11 protein-coding genes are annotated in these 12,765 nt (G+C 73.9%); 6 read left to right on the top strand and 5 right to left on the bottom strand.

Annotated features, from left to right (window positions below; translation table 11 throughout):
* Positions 1 to 138 precede the first annotated feature (138 nt).
* Positions 139 to 1,704, bottom strand: coding sequence for an apolipoprotein N-acyltransferase (lnt, locus tag EV190_RS21245; RefSeq protein ID WP_166655523.1), 1,566 nt, complete (start codon positions 1,702 to 1,704; stop codon positions 139 to 141).
* Between the two features lie 613 nt (positions 1,705 to 2,317).
* Between lnt and EV190_RS21250 the strand changes: the two genes are divergently transcribed.
* Positions 2,318 to 3,544 (top strand): ABC transporter ATP-binding protein, encoded by a 1,227-nt coding sequence (locus tag EV190_RS21250; RefSeq protein ID WP_133743373.1) that lies wholly within the window; start codon positions 2,318 to 2,320, stop codon positions 3,542 to 3,544.
* Positions 3,545 to 3,644: 100 nt separating this feature from the next.
* On the opposite strand, the gene EV190_RS21255 is transcribed toward EV190_RS21250, so the two are convergent.
* Positions 3,645 to 4,802: an acyl-CoA dehydrogenase family protein gene (locus EV190_RS21255; RefSeq protein ID WP_133743374.1), complete on the bottom strand. Its 1,158-nt coding sequence runs from the start codon at positions 4,800 to 4,802 to the stop codon at positions 3,645 to 3,647.
* A 201-nt stretch (positions 4,803 to 5,003) separates the two neighbouring features.
* Entirely contained in the window at positions 5,004 to 6,134 is a 1,131-nt protein-coding gene (locus EV190_RS21260) for a glycosyltransferase family 4 protein (protein WP_133743414.1), read from the bottom strand.
* Between the two features lie 289 nt (positions 6,135 to 6,423).
* On the opposite strand from EV190_RS21260, the gene EV190_RS21265 reads away from it, so the two are divergent.
* On the top strand, positions 6,424 to 8,064 hold the full coding sequence (locus EV190_RS21265) for a glycoside hydrolase family 13 protein (protein WP_133743375.1): 1,641 nt from the start codon (positions 6,424 to 6,426) through the stop codon (positions 8,062 to 8,064).
* A gap of 80 nt (positions 8,065 to 8,144) precedes the next feature.
* Here the strand turns inward: EV190_RS21265 and EV190_RS21270 are convergent, their stop codons facing one another.
* On the bottom strand, positions 8,145 to 8,750 hold the full coding sequence (locus EV190_RS21270) for a response regulator transcription factor (protein WP_133743376.1): 606 nt from the start codon (positions 8,748 to 8,750) through the stop codon (positions 8,145 to 8,147).
* Positions 8,747 to 9,868: a sensor histidine kinase gene (locus tag EV190_RS21275; RefSeq protein ID WP_208113278.1), complete on the bottom strand. Its 1,122-nt coding sequence runs from the start codon at positions 9,866 to 9,868 to the stop codon at positions 8,747 to 8,749. Before EV190_RS21275 ends, EV190_RS21270 begins: the two co-directional genes overlap by 4 nt.
* A gap of 141 nt (positions 9,869 to 10,009) precedes the next feature.
* On the opposite strand from EV190_RS21275, the gene EV190_RS21280 reads away from it, so the two are divergent.
* The 4 genes from EV190_RS21280 (at position 10,010) to EV190_RS23575 (ending at position 12,722) form a co-directional block, all read left to right on the top strand.
* Positions 10,010 to 10,969, top strand: a complete 960-nt coding sequence (locus tag EV190_RS21280; protein WP_133743377.1) for an ABC transporter ATP-binding protein — start codon at positions 10,010 to 10,012, stop codon at positions 10,967 to 10,969.
* Positions 10,966 to 11,778, top strand: coding sequence for an ABC transporter (locus EV190_RS21285; RefSeq protein ID WP_133743378.1), 813 nt, complete (start codon positions 10,966 to 10,968; stop codon positions 11,776 to 11,778). The genes EV190_RS21280 and EV190_RS21285 overlap by 4 nt, the downstream gene beginning before the upstream one ends.
* A gap of 336 nt (positions 11,779 to 12,114) precedes the next feature.
* Positions 12,115 to 12,492, top strand: a complete 378-nt coding sequence (locus EV190_RS21290; RefSeq protein WP_133743379.1) for a hypothetical protein — start codon at positions 12,115 to 12,117, stop codon at positions 12,490 to 12,492.
* 74 nt (positions 12,493 to 12,566) lie between these two features.
* Entirely contained in the window at positions 12,567 to 12,722 is a 156-nt protein-coding gene (locus EV190_RS23575) for a hypothetical protein (RefSeq protein ID WP_166655524.1), read from the top strand.
* The last annotated feature ends 43 nt before the right edge of the window (positions 12,723 to 12,765 follow it).

Consider the following 12,765-nt stretch of genomic DNA (forward strand, 5'->3'; position numbering starts at 1 on the left):
CCCGCGCGCCCGCGTTGGGGCGGCCCCCCCCCCCCCCCCCTCCCCTGGTGCGGGTGGGGGTGCCGTCGCCGTTCCCCCCCGGGGTTTGACGCTGACGTCACGACCATCGAGCAGGACCCCCAGGACACGAGAGAGCCGCTACTCGCCCGGCCCGGCCAGGACGGGTGCTTCCGGCTCCGCCCCGGACCGGACCCGCCTCGCGCGCACGAGCGCCACCGCCACGGCCCCCAGGCCCATCAGGGTCAGCGCGGCCTCGGGCAGCACGCCGAGCCGGGTGGCCGGGGTCAGCCCGCTCATCGCCGGGACCTCGGCGACGTGCACGGCGGCCTCGGCCTCGGGCGAGCGGTAGGAGACGCGCCCCTGGGGGGTGACGACGGCGCTGATACCGCTGGTGGAGGCGACCAGGGCGGGCCTGCCGTGCTCCACGGCGCGCAGCCGGGTGATGGCCAGCTGCTGCTCGGACTGGCCGGTGAAGTTGTAGTTGGCGTTGTTGGTGGGCACCGCGATGATCTGGCCGCCCGCGGCCACCGACTCGCGCACCGGCCGGTCGAAGGCCACGTCGAAGCAGATGACAGTGGCGACGGTCGTTCCGTTCACCTCCAGCGCGCCGGGCTCGGTGCCGGGCACCGCGTCGCTGCCGATCCGCTGCAGGCGGGTGATCACCGGGGAGAACACAGCACGGAAGGGTATGTACTCGCCGAAGGGCACCAGGTAGCGCTTGGTGTAGTGGTCACCGGGGCCTGTCTCGGGGTCCCACACGACGCTGCGGATCTCCCGCTCGGTGGCGTCCTCGCTGTACCGGGTGATGCCGAACATCAGGGGGACGCCGATGTCCTCGGCGGCGTCCGAGATGAGCGCGGCCGCCATCGGGTCGGCGTAGGCGTCGATGTCGCTGGCGTTCTCGGGCAGGACCACCAGGTCCGGTTGCGCGACCTCGCCCTCGCGGACCAGCCCGGCCAGCTCGTGCACGCCGTCCACGTGGTTCTGCAGTATCTGCGCGCGCTTGCCCAGGATGTCCATCTCGCCCGCGGCCGGCACGTTCCCCTGCACGATGGCGACGGTGGTGGTGTGGTCCACCTCGGGCGTGGCCAGGCGGGGCGCCAGGACGCCGCCGACGACGACCGCCATGATCAGGGCCAGGGCGTTGGCCAGCGGGCGGGCGAAGAGGTGCGGCCGCCCGGTCCGGATCGCCTCGCGCGCCGAGTGGGCCATGGCGACCACGAGCGCGCCGGTCAGGGCCACCATGAAGGTGACCAGCGCGGTTGAGCCGAGCGAGGCGTAGCCGGAGAAGACCGTGTCGGGCTGGCTGAACGCCAACTTGCCCCAGGGGAAGCCGCCGAGTGGGAAGCGCGCCCGGCAGAACTCCTGCGCGACCCACAGCGCGGCCGTCCACACCGGCCAGCCGGGGAGCCGCGAGACCAGCGCGATCCCCATGGCCATGGGGATGTAGTAGACCGTCTCGGCGGCGGCGATGACGAGCCACACGTCAACGCCGAAGATCTCCTGCCACTTGACCAGCGGGACCATGAGGGAGGCCCCCGCGACGGCTCCGAGCCAAGCGGCACGGCGGGCCCGCACGCCGTGCACGGCCGCCAGGAGCAGGGCCGCGCTGAAGGGGGCCAGCGCCCACAGCCCGTACGGCGGCAGGGCCGCCAGTTGGGCCAGTCCGGAGACGGCTGCGGCCAGGACTCGAAGAAGCAGCATCACGCCAGGAAGCCTAGGGCAGGATCACCCGAGGCGGTATCGGGGGGACGCGGAGAAAGGCCCGGACACCCTTCGGACCGGATCCGTCTCGTAGGCGGCGAGCTCGGAGACCGTTGTCTACTGGATGTTCGGGCCTTCTCCGGGTCCAACCCCCCGCCCGGTCACGGGACCCCGGCCCTTCCCACGACGTGCGCCGCATCTGGTGCGTGACGCGACGTCCAACGGGAGAAGAACCGGACCGCTCAACCGGTCCGTCCAGTGCTGGACTGGTCGTCAGCCTACCCAGACTCGGTGTTCCCGCGCGTTCCGCGCGGCTCCGTGTCGGCCCTCCTCGTCATCGCGACGATGTGGAAACGACCCGGGAACAGAAAATGGAACACCCGCGTCCGGGAGACGGCGCCTGCAAGGCTAACGCACCGGTGCCGATGATGCCAGTCGGGCCGCGACCGAGGTGGGGCCTCGCCGAAACCGGCGAGAGAGCGAAAGAAACGATCATTTCGATCAGAAAATCGATCAATCTGCGCGAAACTATGGACAGAACGATCGGACCTGGTGTTCGATTTCGAGCAGCACACCGATCACCGTCGGTCGACCGAGAAGGAGCTGTTGAACCATGGCCGAGATCGTCCTCGAAGGCGTCGACAAGATCTACACGGGCGGCGTCAAGGCCGTGGACGGGCTCAACCTGGAGATCGCCGACGGCGAGTTCATGGTGCTCGTCGGCCCGTCGGGCTGCGGAAAGTCCACCGCGCTGCGGATGATCGCGGGGCTCGAGGAGATCAGCGGCGGCACCCTGAGCATCGGCGGCCGGGTCGTCAACGACCTTCCGCCCAAGAGCCGCGACATCGCCATGGTCTTCCAGAACTACGCGCTCTACCCGCACATGACGGTGGAGCAGAACCTGGCCTTCGGCCTCAAGCTGCGCAAGACCCCCAAGCCCGAGATCGAGCGCCGGGTCAAGGAGGCCGCGGCCATGCTCGGCCTGGAGCCCTACCTCAAGCGCAAGCCCGCCGCGCTGTCCGGTGGCCAGCGCCAGCGCGTGGCGATGGGCCGCGCGATCGTCCGCGAGCCGCAGGCCTTCCTCATGGACGAGCCGCTGTCCAACCTGGACGCCAAGCTGCGCGTGCAGATGCGCGCCTCGCTGAACCAGCTGCACGACCGCCTGGGCGTGACCACCATCTACGTCACGCACGACCAGATCGAGGCGATGACCCTGGGCGACCGCGTCGCGGTCCTCAAGGACGGCCAGCTGCAGCAGGTCGACACCCCCAAGAACCTGTTCGACCACCCGGTCAACCTGTTCGTCGCCGGGTTCATCGGCTCGCCCGCCATGAACTTCGTCACCGCCCGCATCGACGGTGACGGCGACGGCGCGGTCCTGTCCTTCGCGGACCACACGCTCCAGGTGGGCGCCGAGAGCGTCCAGGACCACCCGGGCCTGCGCGACTACTTCGGCAAGGAGATCATCCTGGGCATCCGCCCCTCGGACTTCGACGACGCCGAGTTCGCCGCGCACAACGGCAGCACGATGAACATCGTCGCGAACGTCACCGAGGAGATCGGCACCGAGATCAACGTGATCTTCGGTGTGGACGCCCCGCCGGTCCAGCACGAGGCCACCGCGGCGCTGGCCGCCGACGCCGCGGGCGACGAGGAGGACGAGACCGGGATCCCGCTGAGCGGCGACCAGTCGGTCTTCACCGCCCGCGTGAACCCGCGCAGCGCGGTGCGCCCCGGCCACGAGATCGCGCTGACCGTGGACACCCGCCGCCTGCACTACTTCGACATCGAGAGCGGCCTGGCCATCGGCCACCCGGCCAACGTGAAGGCCTCCGTGTAGTCCCCTCCCCTACGCGGAGAAGGGAGGCGCCCCGGGTTCCCGGGGGCGCCTCCCTTTCGCTTCTCCACCGGTCTCCACCGGTGGTCCCCTGGTGCGGAGCCTACTCGTCGCCGCGGGCCAGGTGGCGGCCGATGACCAGGCGCTGGATCTGGTTGGTGCCCTCGACGATCTGCAGGACCTTGGCCTCGCGCATCAGGCGCTCGGCCGGGAAGTCCGAGGTGTAGCCGCAGCCGCCCAGGACCTGCACGGCGTCCGTGGTCACCCGCATCGCGGCGTCGGTGGCGAACAGCTTGGCCATCGCGGCCCGCCTGCCGAAGGGGCGTCCCGCGTCGCGGCGGCGGGCCGCGGCCAGGTACAGCTCCCGCGCGGCGGCGACCTGCGTGGCCATGTCCGCCAGCAGGAAGGAAACACCCTGGAAGTCGCCGATGGGACGACCGAACTGCCGGCGCCCGCGGGAGTGTCCCACCGCCAGGTCCAGTGCCGCCTGGGCGACGCCCACCGCGCACGCGGCGATGCCCAGGCGTCCCGAGTCCAGCGCGGCCAGCGCGATGCCGAAGCCCCTGCCCTCGTCGCCGACCCGGTTCGCGGCGGGGACGACGGCGTCCTCGAAGCGGACCACCGCCGTGGGGGACGACCGCAGGCCCATCTTCCGCTCGGGCGCGTCCGCGCCCACTCCCCCGGTCCCCGCGGGGACGTGGAGGCAGCTGATGCCGCGGGCTCCCGAGTCCGGCGCCCCGGTGCGGGCGAAGAGGGTGTAGAAGTCGGCGGCCCCGCCGTGCGTGATCCAGGACTTCGCGCCGTTCAGGCGGTATCCGCCGTCCACCGCGTCGGCCCGGGTGGCCAGCGCCGCGGCGTCCGATCCCGCATGGGCCTCGGACAGGCAGTAGGCCCCCAGCAGCTCCCCTCCGATCATCGACGGCAGGAGCTCCGCGCGCTGTCCGGGGGTGCCGAAGTCCGCGACCGGGAAGCAGGACAGGGTGTGCACGCTCAGCCCCAGTCCGACCGCCAGCCAGCCCCGGCTCAGCTCCTCCACGACCTGGAGGTAGACCTCGTAGGGCTGGTCCCCGCCGCCGTACTCGCCGGGATAGGGCAGTCCCAGCAGCCCCGAGCGTCCCAGAAGGGCGAACACCTCGCGCGGGAAGCGCCCCTTCTCCTCGTCCCCGGCCGCCCTGGCGACCAGTTCGCCGTCCACTAGCCCCCGGACGAGTTCCATCAGGTCAGCCGCCTCTGCGGTGGGAAGGATACGGTCTACGGCCATGGGTTCTCCCCTCACTCATCGCCGCCGCCTCGTGAGCTCCGGCGATTTACTAGGTCATCCTAGTATTCGATGGCCCGAGCGCAGAAGGGCCGGCCCCGGTTCCGGCGGCGGCCCGTCCTTCTCGGTGATCTTGACCTTTCCGGGGTCTCGGAGGCGGTTGAGACCCCGGAAAGGTCAAGATCACCGAGAAGTGACGGGCGCTCAGGCCAGCAGGTCCGCCAGCCGTCGGGCACTGGAGTCCCAGGTCCACTCCGCCAGCACCCGCTCCCGGCCGCGCGCGCCCATCGCGCGTGCCAGCGCGGGGTCGGCGAGCAGGGTGCTCAGGCGCCCGGCCACCGCCTTGGGGTCGCGGCCGTCCACGACGAACCCGGTCCGGCCGTGGCGCACCGTGTCGGGGGCCCCGCCCGAATCGCCGACGACCACCGGAAGCCCGGTGGCGGCGGCCTCCAGGTAGACGATACCCAGCCCTTCGGCCTCCAGCCCGGCCCGACAGGTGCGCGAGGGCATCGCGAACACGTCGGCCGCGGCGAAGAAGGCGGGCAGTTCGGCGTGCGGGTGCCCGCCCGCGAACACCACCTCCCGACCGACCCCCGCCCACTCCGCCAGCTCGCGCAGCCGCTTGCCGTCGGGGCCGTCGCCCACCACCAGCAGGCGCGCCCCGGGAACCCGCATCCGCACCCAGGTCATGGCGCGAACCAGCGCGTCCACCCCCTTACGGGGCACCAGCCGCGCCGCGCACAGCACCACCGGCGCGTCCCCCAGACCGTAGCGCCCGCGTACGGCCGAGCCGTCCACCCCCGGGTGGAAGAGGGCGGGGTCCACCCCCGGCGTGAACCGGACCAGCTTGCCCCGGTCCGCGGGGGCGACCGCGCGCTCCAGCTCGGACCGGGTGAAGGAGCCCAGGTACGTGAGTACGTCGACGTCCGCGCCGATGCGGCGCAGCAGCACACGCGAACCGGGCAGCCGCGACCACCAGACCTCGTGCCCGTGCGTGATGGCCACGATCCGACCGGCGCCCGCGCGGCGCAGCCGCCGCGCCGCCAGGGCCAATGGCGCGGCGGCCCCGAACAGCACCCGGTCGCAGCCGTACTCCCGCATCAGCGTGGCGGCACGCTCGGTCACCCGCCGGGTCGGCAGCAGCGTGGCGGCCCGGTCGCGCATCACCGGGAAGTCCAGGCCCGCGTCGAACCCCCGGTCTCCCGGCGAGCGTGAGGTGTAGACGACGCCCTCGCCCTGTTGGGCCATCCGGGCGGCGAGCTCGTAGCAGAACGTCTCGATGCCGCCCCGGCGCGGCGGGAAGTCGTTGGTCACCAGCAGCGTCCGCCGCGCCATCGGCACGTGCCCCCCGTTTCCTCGTCAGGCGTCGCGGGAGGGTCCTGTCCGTGCCTCCGGCCTGGTCGGCCGGTCCGGGGGGCGCTCGGCCGGGACCGTGAGCCCCCGCGTGGTCTCATCCTCGTCCATCAGGTCCGCGACGGCGCGGCGCCGCGCGGGAGAACCGGCCGGGCACGGCGGAACCGTCCTTCGGAGATTGCGCGGACCACCGCGGGGGAGACCAGGGGAGGACGCACCCTCAAGCGCCGGCCGCCCCGGCCGGACGCCCCTGACCGCAGCGAGGAGGACGATGAGCCACGACTGGTGGCGCGACGCCGTCATCTACCAGGTCTACCCCCGCAGCTTCGCCGACTCCGACGGCGACGGCCTCGGCGACATCCCCGGCATCACGCGGCGGATCCACCACCTGGCCGCACTCGGTGTGGACGCGGTCTGGCTGTCCCCGTTCTACCCCTCGCCGTTGGCCGACGGCGGCTACGACGTCGCCGACTTCCGTCAGGTGGACCCGCGGCTGGGAACCCTGGAGGACTTCGACGCGCTGGTGGCCGCCGCGCACGGGAACGGCATCCGGGTCATCGTGGACATCGTCCCGAACCACACCTCCGACCAGCACGAGTGGTTCCGGCAGGCCCTGGCCGCGGCCCCCGGCTCCCCCGAGCGTGACCGGTACGTCTTCCGGGAGGGCGCGGGCGACGACGGCGAGCTGCCGCCCAGCGGCTGGCAGTCGATGTTCGGCGGCCCCGCGTGGACGCGGGTGCCCGACGGCCAGTGGTACCTGCACCTGTTCGCCCGCGAGCAGCCCGACCTGAACTGGGCCGACCCCGGGGTGCGCGCGGAGTTCACGGACATCCTGCGCTTCTGGTGCCGGCGCGGCGTGGACGGGTTCCGCATCGACGTGGCCAACGCGCTGGTCAAGGACCTGTCCGAACCGCTGCGCGAGGTGCTGCCCACCCTCGACCCCGCCGGGGTGGACCACTTCAGCGCCAACCCCGACCACCCGCACTGGGACCGGCCCGAGGTGCACGAGATCTACCGCGAGTGGCGGACCGTCCTGGACGAGTTCGACCCGCCCCGGATCGCCGTCGCCGAGGCGTGGCTGCCCAGCGAGCGGCTGGCCCTCTACCTGCGTTCCGACGAGCTGCACCAGGCGTTCAACTTCGAGTTCCTGCGCTGCGCGTGGAGCGCCGACGCCTACCGCCAGGTCGTCACCACGAGCATCGCCGACGCCTCCGCCGTGGGCACCGTGGCGACCTGGGTGCTGTCCAACCACGACGTGGTGCGCCCGGCGTCGGTGCTGGGGCTTCCCCTGGGAACCGACCTGAACGACTGGCTGATGAGCGGGGGGACCGCCCCGCCCACCGACGCGGCCCTGGGCCGGCGCCGGGCCCGCGCGGCGGCGCTGCTGGAGCTGGCGCTGCCCGGCTCGACCTACGTCTACCAGGGCGAGGAGCTCGGCCTGCCCGAGGTCTCCGACCTGCCCGCCGAGGTGCTCCGGGATCCCACCTGGGAGCGGACCGGGCACACCGTCAAGGGCCGGGACGGCTGCCGGGTGCCGATCCCGTGGGAGCCGGAGGGCCCGTCCTTCGGTTTCGGCCCGGGACCGGGCTGGCTGCCGCAGCCGGACGACTGGGGCTCCCTGTCGGTGCGGGCGCAGACGGGCGACCCCGCGTCGTCCCTGGAGCTGTACCGGGCCGCGCTGCGCGAGCGGCGCGCGTTCTCCGCGGATCACTCCTTCGCCTGGGAGGACGCGTTCAACACCGGGGACGTGCTGGCCTTCCGTCGCGGCGGGGACGTCCTGGTGCTGGTGAACACCGGCCCGGCCCCGGTCCCGCTGCCGCGGGGAGAGGTGATCCTGGCCAGTGTGAACCTGACCGGGGAGGTGCTGCCCGGCGACGCGGCGGTGTGGCTGAGGACCGGCTCGGAGCGGTGATCCGGACCGGCGCCCTTACGATGTAGATCGTAAGGGCGCCGGCCTCCTGCCGCCGCCCGGCGCTCCGGGAGGCCCGGCCCTCACAGCCAGCCCCGGTCCTCCGCGATCGCCACCGCCTCCAGCCTGCTGCGCGCGCCCGTCTTGCCGATGGCCGCGGACAGGTGGTTGCGCACCGTCCCCTCCGCCAGGTGCAGGCGGACGGCGATCTCCGCCGCGCTCGCGCCGCCCCTGGCCGCGGCCAGGACCTGACCCTCCCGTTCGGTCAGCGGGCTCACGCCGTACGCCAGCGACTCGGCGGCCAGCCCCGGGTCCACCACCCGCAGCCCCCGGTGCACCCGGCGCACCGCGTCGACCAGGTACTCCGGGGACGCGTCCTTGACCACGAACCCGCTGGCGCCCGCCGCCATGGCGCGCGCCAGGTACCCCGGGCGGCCGAAGGTCGTGCACATCAGCACCCGGCACCCGGGCACCGCGCGGACCAGCCCCGCCGCCGCGGACAGGCCGTCCGTGCCGGGCATCCGCACGTCGACGAGCGCGACGTCGGGACGGGTGCGCCGCGCCGCCTCGACCGCCTCGGCGCCGTCCCCGGCCCGGGCCACGACCTCCAGGTCCGCCTCCATGTCGAGCATGGCCGCCAGCGCTCCGCGCACCAGCGCCTGGTCGTCCGCGACAAGAACCCTGATCACCGCTTCTCCCCCGTCCCCGGAACGTGAGCGCGCACCAGCAGCCCGCCGCCCCCGCGCGGCCGGACCTCCAGGGTCCCGCCCGCCTCGCGCATCCGCTCCGCCAGGCCGCGCAGCCCGTTGCCGGGCCGCACCCCGGTCTCGGCCCGACCGTCGTCCTCGACCTCGACCGACCTGGGCCCCAGGCGCACCCGCACCGTACCCGCCGCCGAATGCCGCACCGCGTTGGTGACGGCCTCGCGCACGACGTATCCGAACACCCCGCGCAGGGCGGGGTCGACGTCGTCCACGGCGCCGGGGAGGTCCGCGGCGATGCCCGCGGCGGCCAGCGCCGAGGCCCCGGCCGCGAGCTCTCCGGCGAGCGTCACCGTGCGGTAGCCCGAGACCGTGGCGCGCACGTCCGCCAGCGCCGCGCGGGCCAGCGCCTCCAGGTCCGCGATCTCCCCCGCGGCGCGCCCGGTGTCCCCCGAGGTCTCCAGCACCCGCCGCGCCACCCCGGCCTTGAGCGTGATGGCGGTGAGGCTGTGGCCGAGGATGTCGTGCAGGTCCCGGGCCACCCGTTCGCGCTCGCGCGCGGTCGCCAGCACGGCGATCTCGCCGCGGGCCGCGCGCAGCTCGGCGTTGGCGTCCAGCGCGACGCGCAGCAGCGCCACCGCGGCCGTGGACGAGACGAGGAGCACCAGGTTGGAGAACTGCCCGCCGGCGTCGCCCCGGACCAGCGCCCACAGCAGCGGCGCGGCGGCCGCCGGCACGGTCAGCAGCGCGACCGAGCGCACCGGGAGCAGGACCGCGCTCACCGCCAGCGCGAACAGCGCCACCCACGAGGCGTCCGGCCCCAGGCGGACGACCAGCGCCCCGCCCAGGGCCAGCGCGACCAGGCAGACCGCCGCGCGCACCGGGTACCGCGCGCCGCCGGCCAGCGGGACCGCCGCCACGCACACGAGCGCGTAGAGCACGGCCGTGCCCGCCACCACCGCCCGGGTGTCCCCGTCCTGGACCGCCCCGACCGCGTCGACCCACTGCGGCAGCGTGAACAGGCAGAACGTGAGGGCCAGGGACAGGGACAGCGCCCGGCCGCGCGGTGTGGGCGGGGTCGGGCCCGTCTCGGTACTCGTGCGCACGCGTCCCAGCGTAGGGAACACCCGCGCCCCGTACCCGTGACAGCGGTCATGGCCGTGTCGTGACAGCGGCACCGGGCACCCGGCCTGGTCCGGGGGCACGGTGGAGTCATCGACCGCCGGACAAGACGAGGGGTGCGGGTGATGATCGAAGTGCGGGGCCTGACCAAGCGCTACGGAGGACGCGTGGTCGTCGACGACCTCACGTTCACGGTGGCTCCCGGGCGTGTGACCGGCTTCCTCGGGCCGAACGGGGCGGGCAAGTCCACCACCATGCGGATGATCCTGGGCCTGGACGCCCCTGCCTCGGGCTCCGCGCTGGTCAACGGCGTTCCCTACGCCCGGCTCACCGCGCCGATGCGGGAGGTGGGCGCGCTGCTCGACCCGGGAGCGCTGCACCCCGGACGCGGCGCGCGGGCCCACCTGGCCTGGCTGGCCCGCGCGGGCGGCGTCGGGCGCGCGCGGGTGGAGGAGGTGCTGGACCTGGTCGGCCTGTCGGAGGCGGCGCACCGCCGGGTCGCGGAGTTCTCGCTCGGGATGCGCCAGCGCCTGGGCATCGCCGCGAGCCTGCTGGGAGACCCCGGCGTGGTCATGCTGGACGAGCCGCTGAACGGCCTGGACCCCGAGGGGATCGTGTGGCTCCGCTCGCTGCTGGGAGGCCTTGCCGCCCAGGGGCGCACCGTCTTCGTCTCCAGCCACCTGATGAACGAGATGGAGGCCACCGCCGGGCACGTCCTGGTGATCGGCTCCGGTCGGCTCGTCGCCGACATCGGCGTGGCCGAGCTGACCCGGCGGGCGGCAGGAGCCGGCGTCACCGTGGTCGCGCCGCGCTGGGCGGAGCTGCTGGCGGCGCTCCCGCCGGGGAGCGCGCGGGCGGACGGGCGGGGCGGGCTCACCGTGACCGGTCTGGACGCCGCCGCCGTCGGCGAGGCCGCGGCCCGGCGCGGAATCGCGCTGCACGAACTGACCACGCACCGCCCCCGGCTGGAGGACGCCTTCATGGACCTCACCCGGGGCGGGGACGGCCGCCGCGCCCGCGCGGCGGCCGGAAGCGCCGCGGACGCCGGACGGCCCGCGGCGGAAAGCACCGGAGGAGACCGATGACGACCACGACGACAACCGGGGGCGCGCCCGCGCCGGGCGCGACCGCCGCGTCGGCCGCGGAGTGGGCCAAGCTGTGGACACTGCGCTCGACCCGGACCGCGATGGCGGCCGCGCCGGTGGTGGCCGCGGCCGCCGCGGCGGTGTTCTGCGTGACCATGGCGGCCACCACCGGGGTCGGCCCGGCCGACCGGCCGGCGTTCGACGTGGTGACCACCAGCCTGCTGGGCGCGGACGCCGCGGCCGTGGTCCTGCTGGCGGCGAGCGCCGCCTCGGCGGGCTCCGAGTACGCGACCGGGATGATCCGCGGCACGCTGGCCGCGACGCCGCGACGCGGCCGGTTCCTGCTGGGCCGGGCCGCGGCGGTGGGCGCGGCGACACTGGGCCTGGGGGCGCTCTCCGCGCTGGCGGCGTTCGCGACCGGACAGTTCGTCCTGTTCTCGTCGGGCCTGCCGGTGGCGGCGCCGGGTGATCCGCAGGTGGTGCGGGCGGTGGCCGGCGCCGCCCTGATGGCGCCGTTCTACTCGCTGGCCGCCACCTCCCTGGCCGTGGTCGCCCGGAGCACCACCGGCGGGGTGGTCGGCGCGCTGTCCCTGCTGGCCCTGCCCACGCTCGTGTCCTGGGGACCGGTCTCCTGGCGGGGCGTGCTCCTGGCCTGCCTGCCGGGGGAGGCGCTGCACAGCCTGGCGGGTCTCACGGCTCCGGGCGCGGCCTCCCCCCTGCCCCCGGTCGCGGCGGGGGCGGTGCTGTCGGCCTGGACCGTGCTGCTGCTGGGCGCGGCCTGGACGGCGCTGTCCCGCCGGGACGCCTGAGACCGGCGGCCCGGCGGCCCGGGCGTGGAAAGCGCCGATCGCGGTGATCCGGTTCGGTTCGGCCTCCGGTCTGTCCGGCTGTGCGGCCGCCTCGCGCCGGGTCTGCTCCCGCCCGGGCCGCGCCGATCATCAACGCGCACTTCAAGCACAACCACTGCCAATTGACGCCAACCAAACCACCATGGAAGCAAAAACAAAGCCTGGAAATAACGGAGTAAATGTGGTTGGCTTCGGTGCGTCACACTTCACGAGGAACCCCGGTGCCGACCGGGGCGCGTGCGACGGCCCGTCCGCGCCCGCGCCCGCCGGATCCGCACCGCGACAGAACGGAACCCCATGCGCACGTTCTCCCGGCTCAGGGCCATCGCGATCTCCCTCGCGGTCGGCGTCCTGATCTCCCTCGGCGTCTCGCTGGCCGCCGCCGCCCCCGCGTCGGCCGCGGGAACCTTCCGGCTCTGCAACACCGCGTCCGACTACTCCGCCTCCGCCGTCTTCCCCGACCGCGGCGGGTTCTCCACCTACACCATCAACCCCGGCCAGTGCACCAGCGTCAGCACCAACGGCGGCGAGAGCTACTACATCCACGCCACCAAGTTCAACTCCGGCGGCTTGTCCTTCAACACCACCCTGTACTACCTCCCCGGCGGCCGGAGCGTCGACTTCCACGCCGGCGGCACCTTCAACTCCCCCCAGCTCACCCCGCTGGTCTACTAGGCCTGTTCGAGGTTTTTGACCACGATTCGGGCGCCCGTCCCCCGGGCGGGCGCCCGAACCGGCAGACCAGGCCCATGGCACGTGGTGACCTCACCGACGACGCGTGGGACCTGATCGAACCGCACCTGCCCCCGGGGGCCCGCGAACCCGTCCCCGACCCGCGCGGCTACCCCGACGCCATCATGCGGCGGTTCCGCGTCCGCAGACAGGAACCTGCTCGATGGTCTTGAGCCTTCCGCCCGTTTCGGGGCCGGAAAGGGCGGAAGGCTCAAG

This window comes from Actinorugispora endophytica, from assembly GCF_004363075.1.
GTDB lineage: Bacteria > Actinomycetota > Actinomycetes > Streptosporangiales > Streptosporangiaceae > Actinorugispora > Actinorugispora endophytica.

Excerpts from the sequence above, each read along its gene's own strand:
- EV190_RS21255 (WP_133743374.1), bottom strand. The coding sequence starts at position 4,802 with ATGGCCGTAGACCGTATCCTTCCCACCGCAGAGGCGGCTGACCTGATG.
- EV190_RS21260 (WP_133743414.1), bottom strand. The coding sequence starts at position 6,134 with ATGGCGCGGCGGACGCTGCTGGTGACCAACGACTTCCCGCCGCGCCGG.
- lnt (WP_166655523.1), bottom strand. The coding sequence starts at position 1,704 with ATGCTGCTTCTTCGAGTCCTGGCCGCAGCCGTCTCCGGACTGGCCCAA.
- EV190_RS21290 (WP_133743379.1), top strand. The coding sequence starts at position 12,115 with ATGCGCACGTTCTCCCGGCTCAGGGCCATCGCGATCTCCCTCGCGGTC.
- EV190_RS21265 (WP_133743375.1), top strand. The coding sequence starts at position 6,424 with ATGAGCCACGACTGGTGGCGCGACGCCGTCATCTACCAGGTCTACCCC.
- EV190_RS21250 (WP_133743373.1), top strand. The coding sequence starts at position 2,318 with ATGGCCGAGATCGTCCTCGAAGGCGTCGACAAGATCTACACGGGCGGC.
- EV190_RS23575 (WP_166655524.1), top strand. The coding sequence starts at position 12,567 with ATGGCACGTGGTGACCTCACCGACGACGCGTGGGACCTGATCGAACCG.
- EV190_RS21285 (WP_133743378.1), top strand. The coding sequence starts at position 10,966 with ATGACGACCACGACGACAACCGGGGGCGCGCCCGCGCCGGGCGCGACC.
- EV190_RS21280 (WP_133743377.1), top strand. The coding sequence starts at position 10,010 with ATGATCGAAGTGCGGGGCCTGACCAAGCGCTACGGAGGACGCGTGGTC.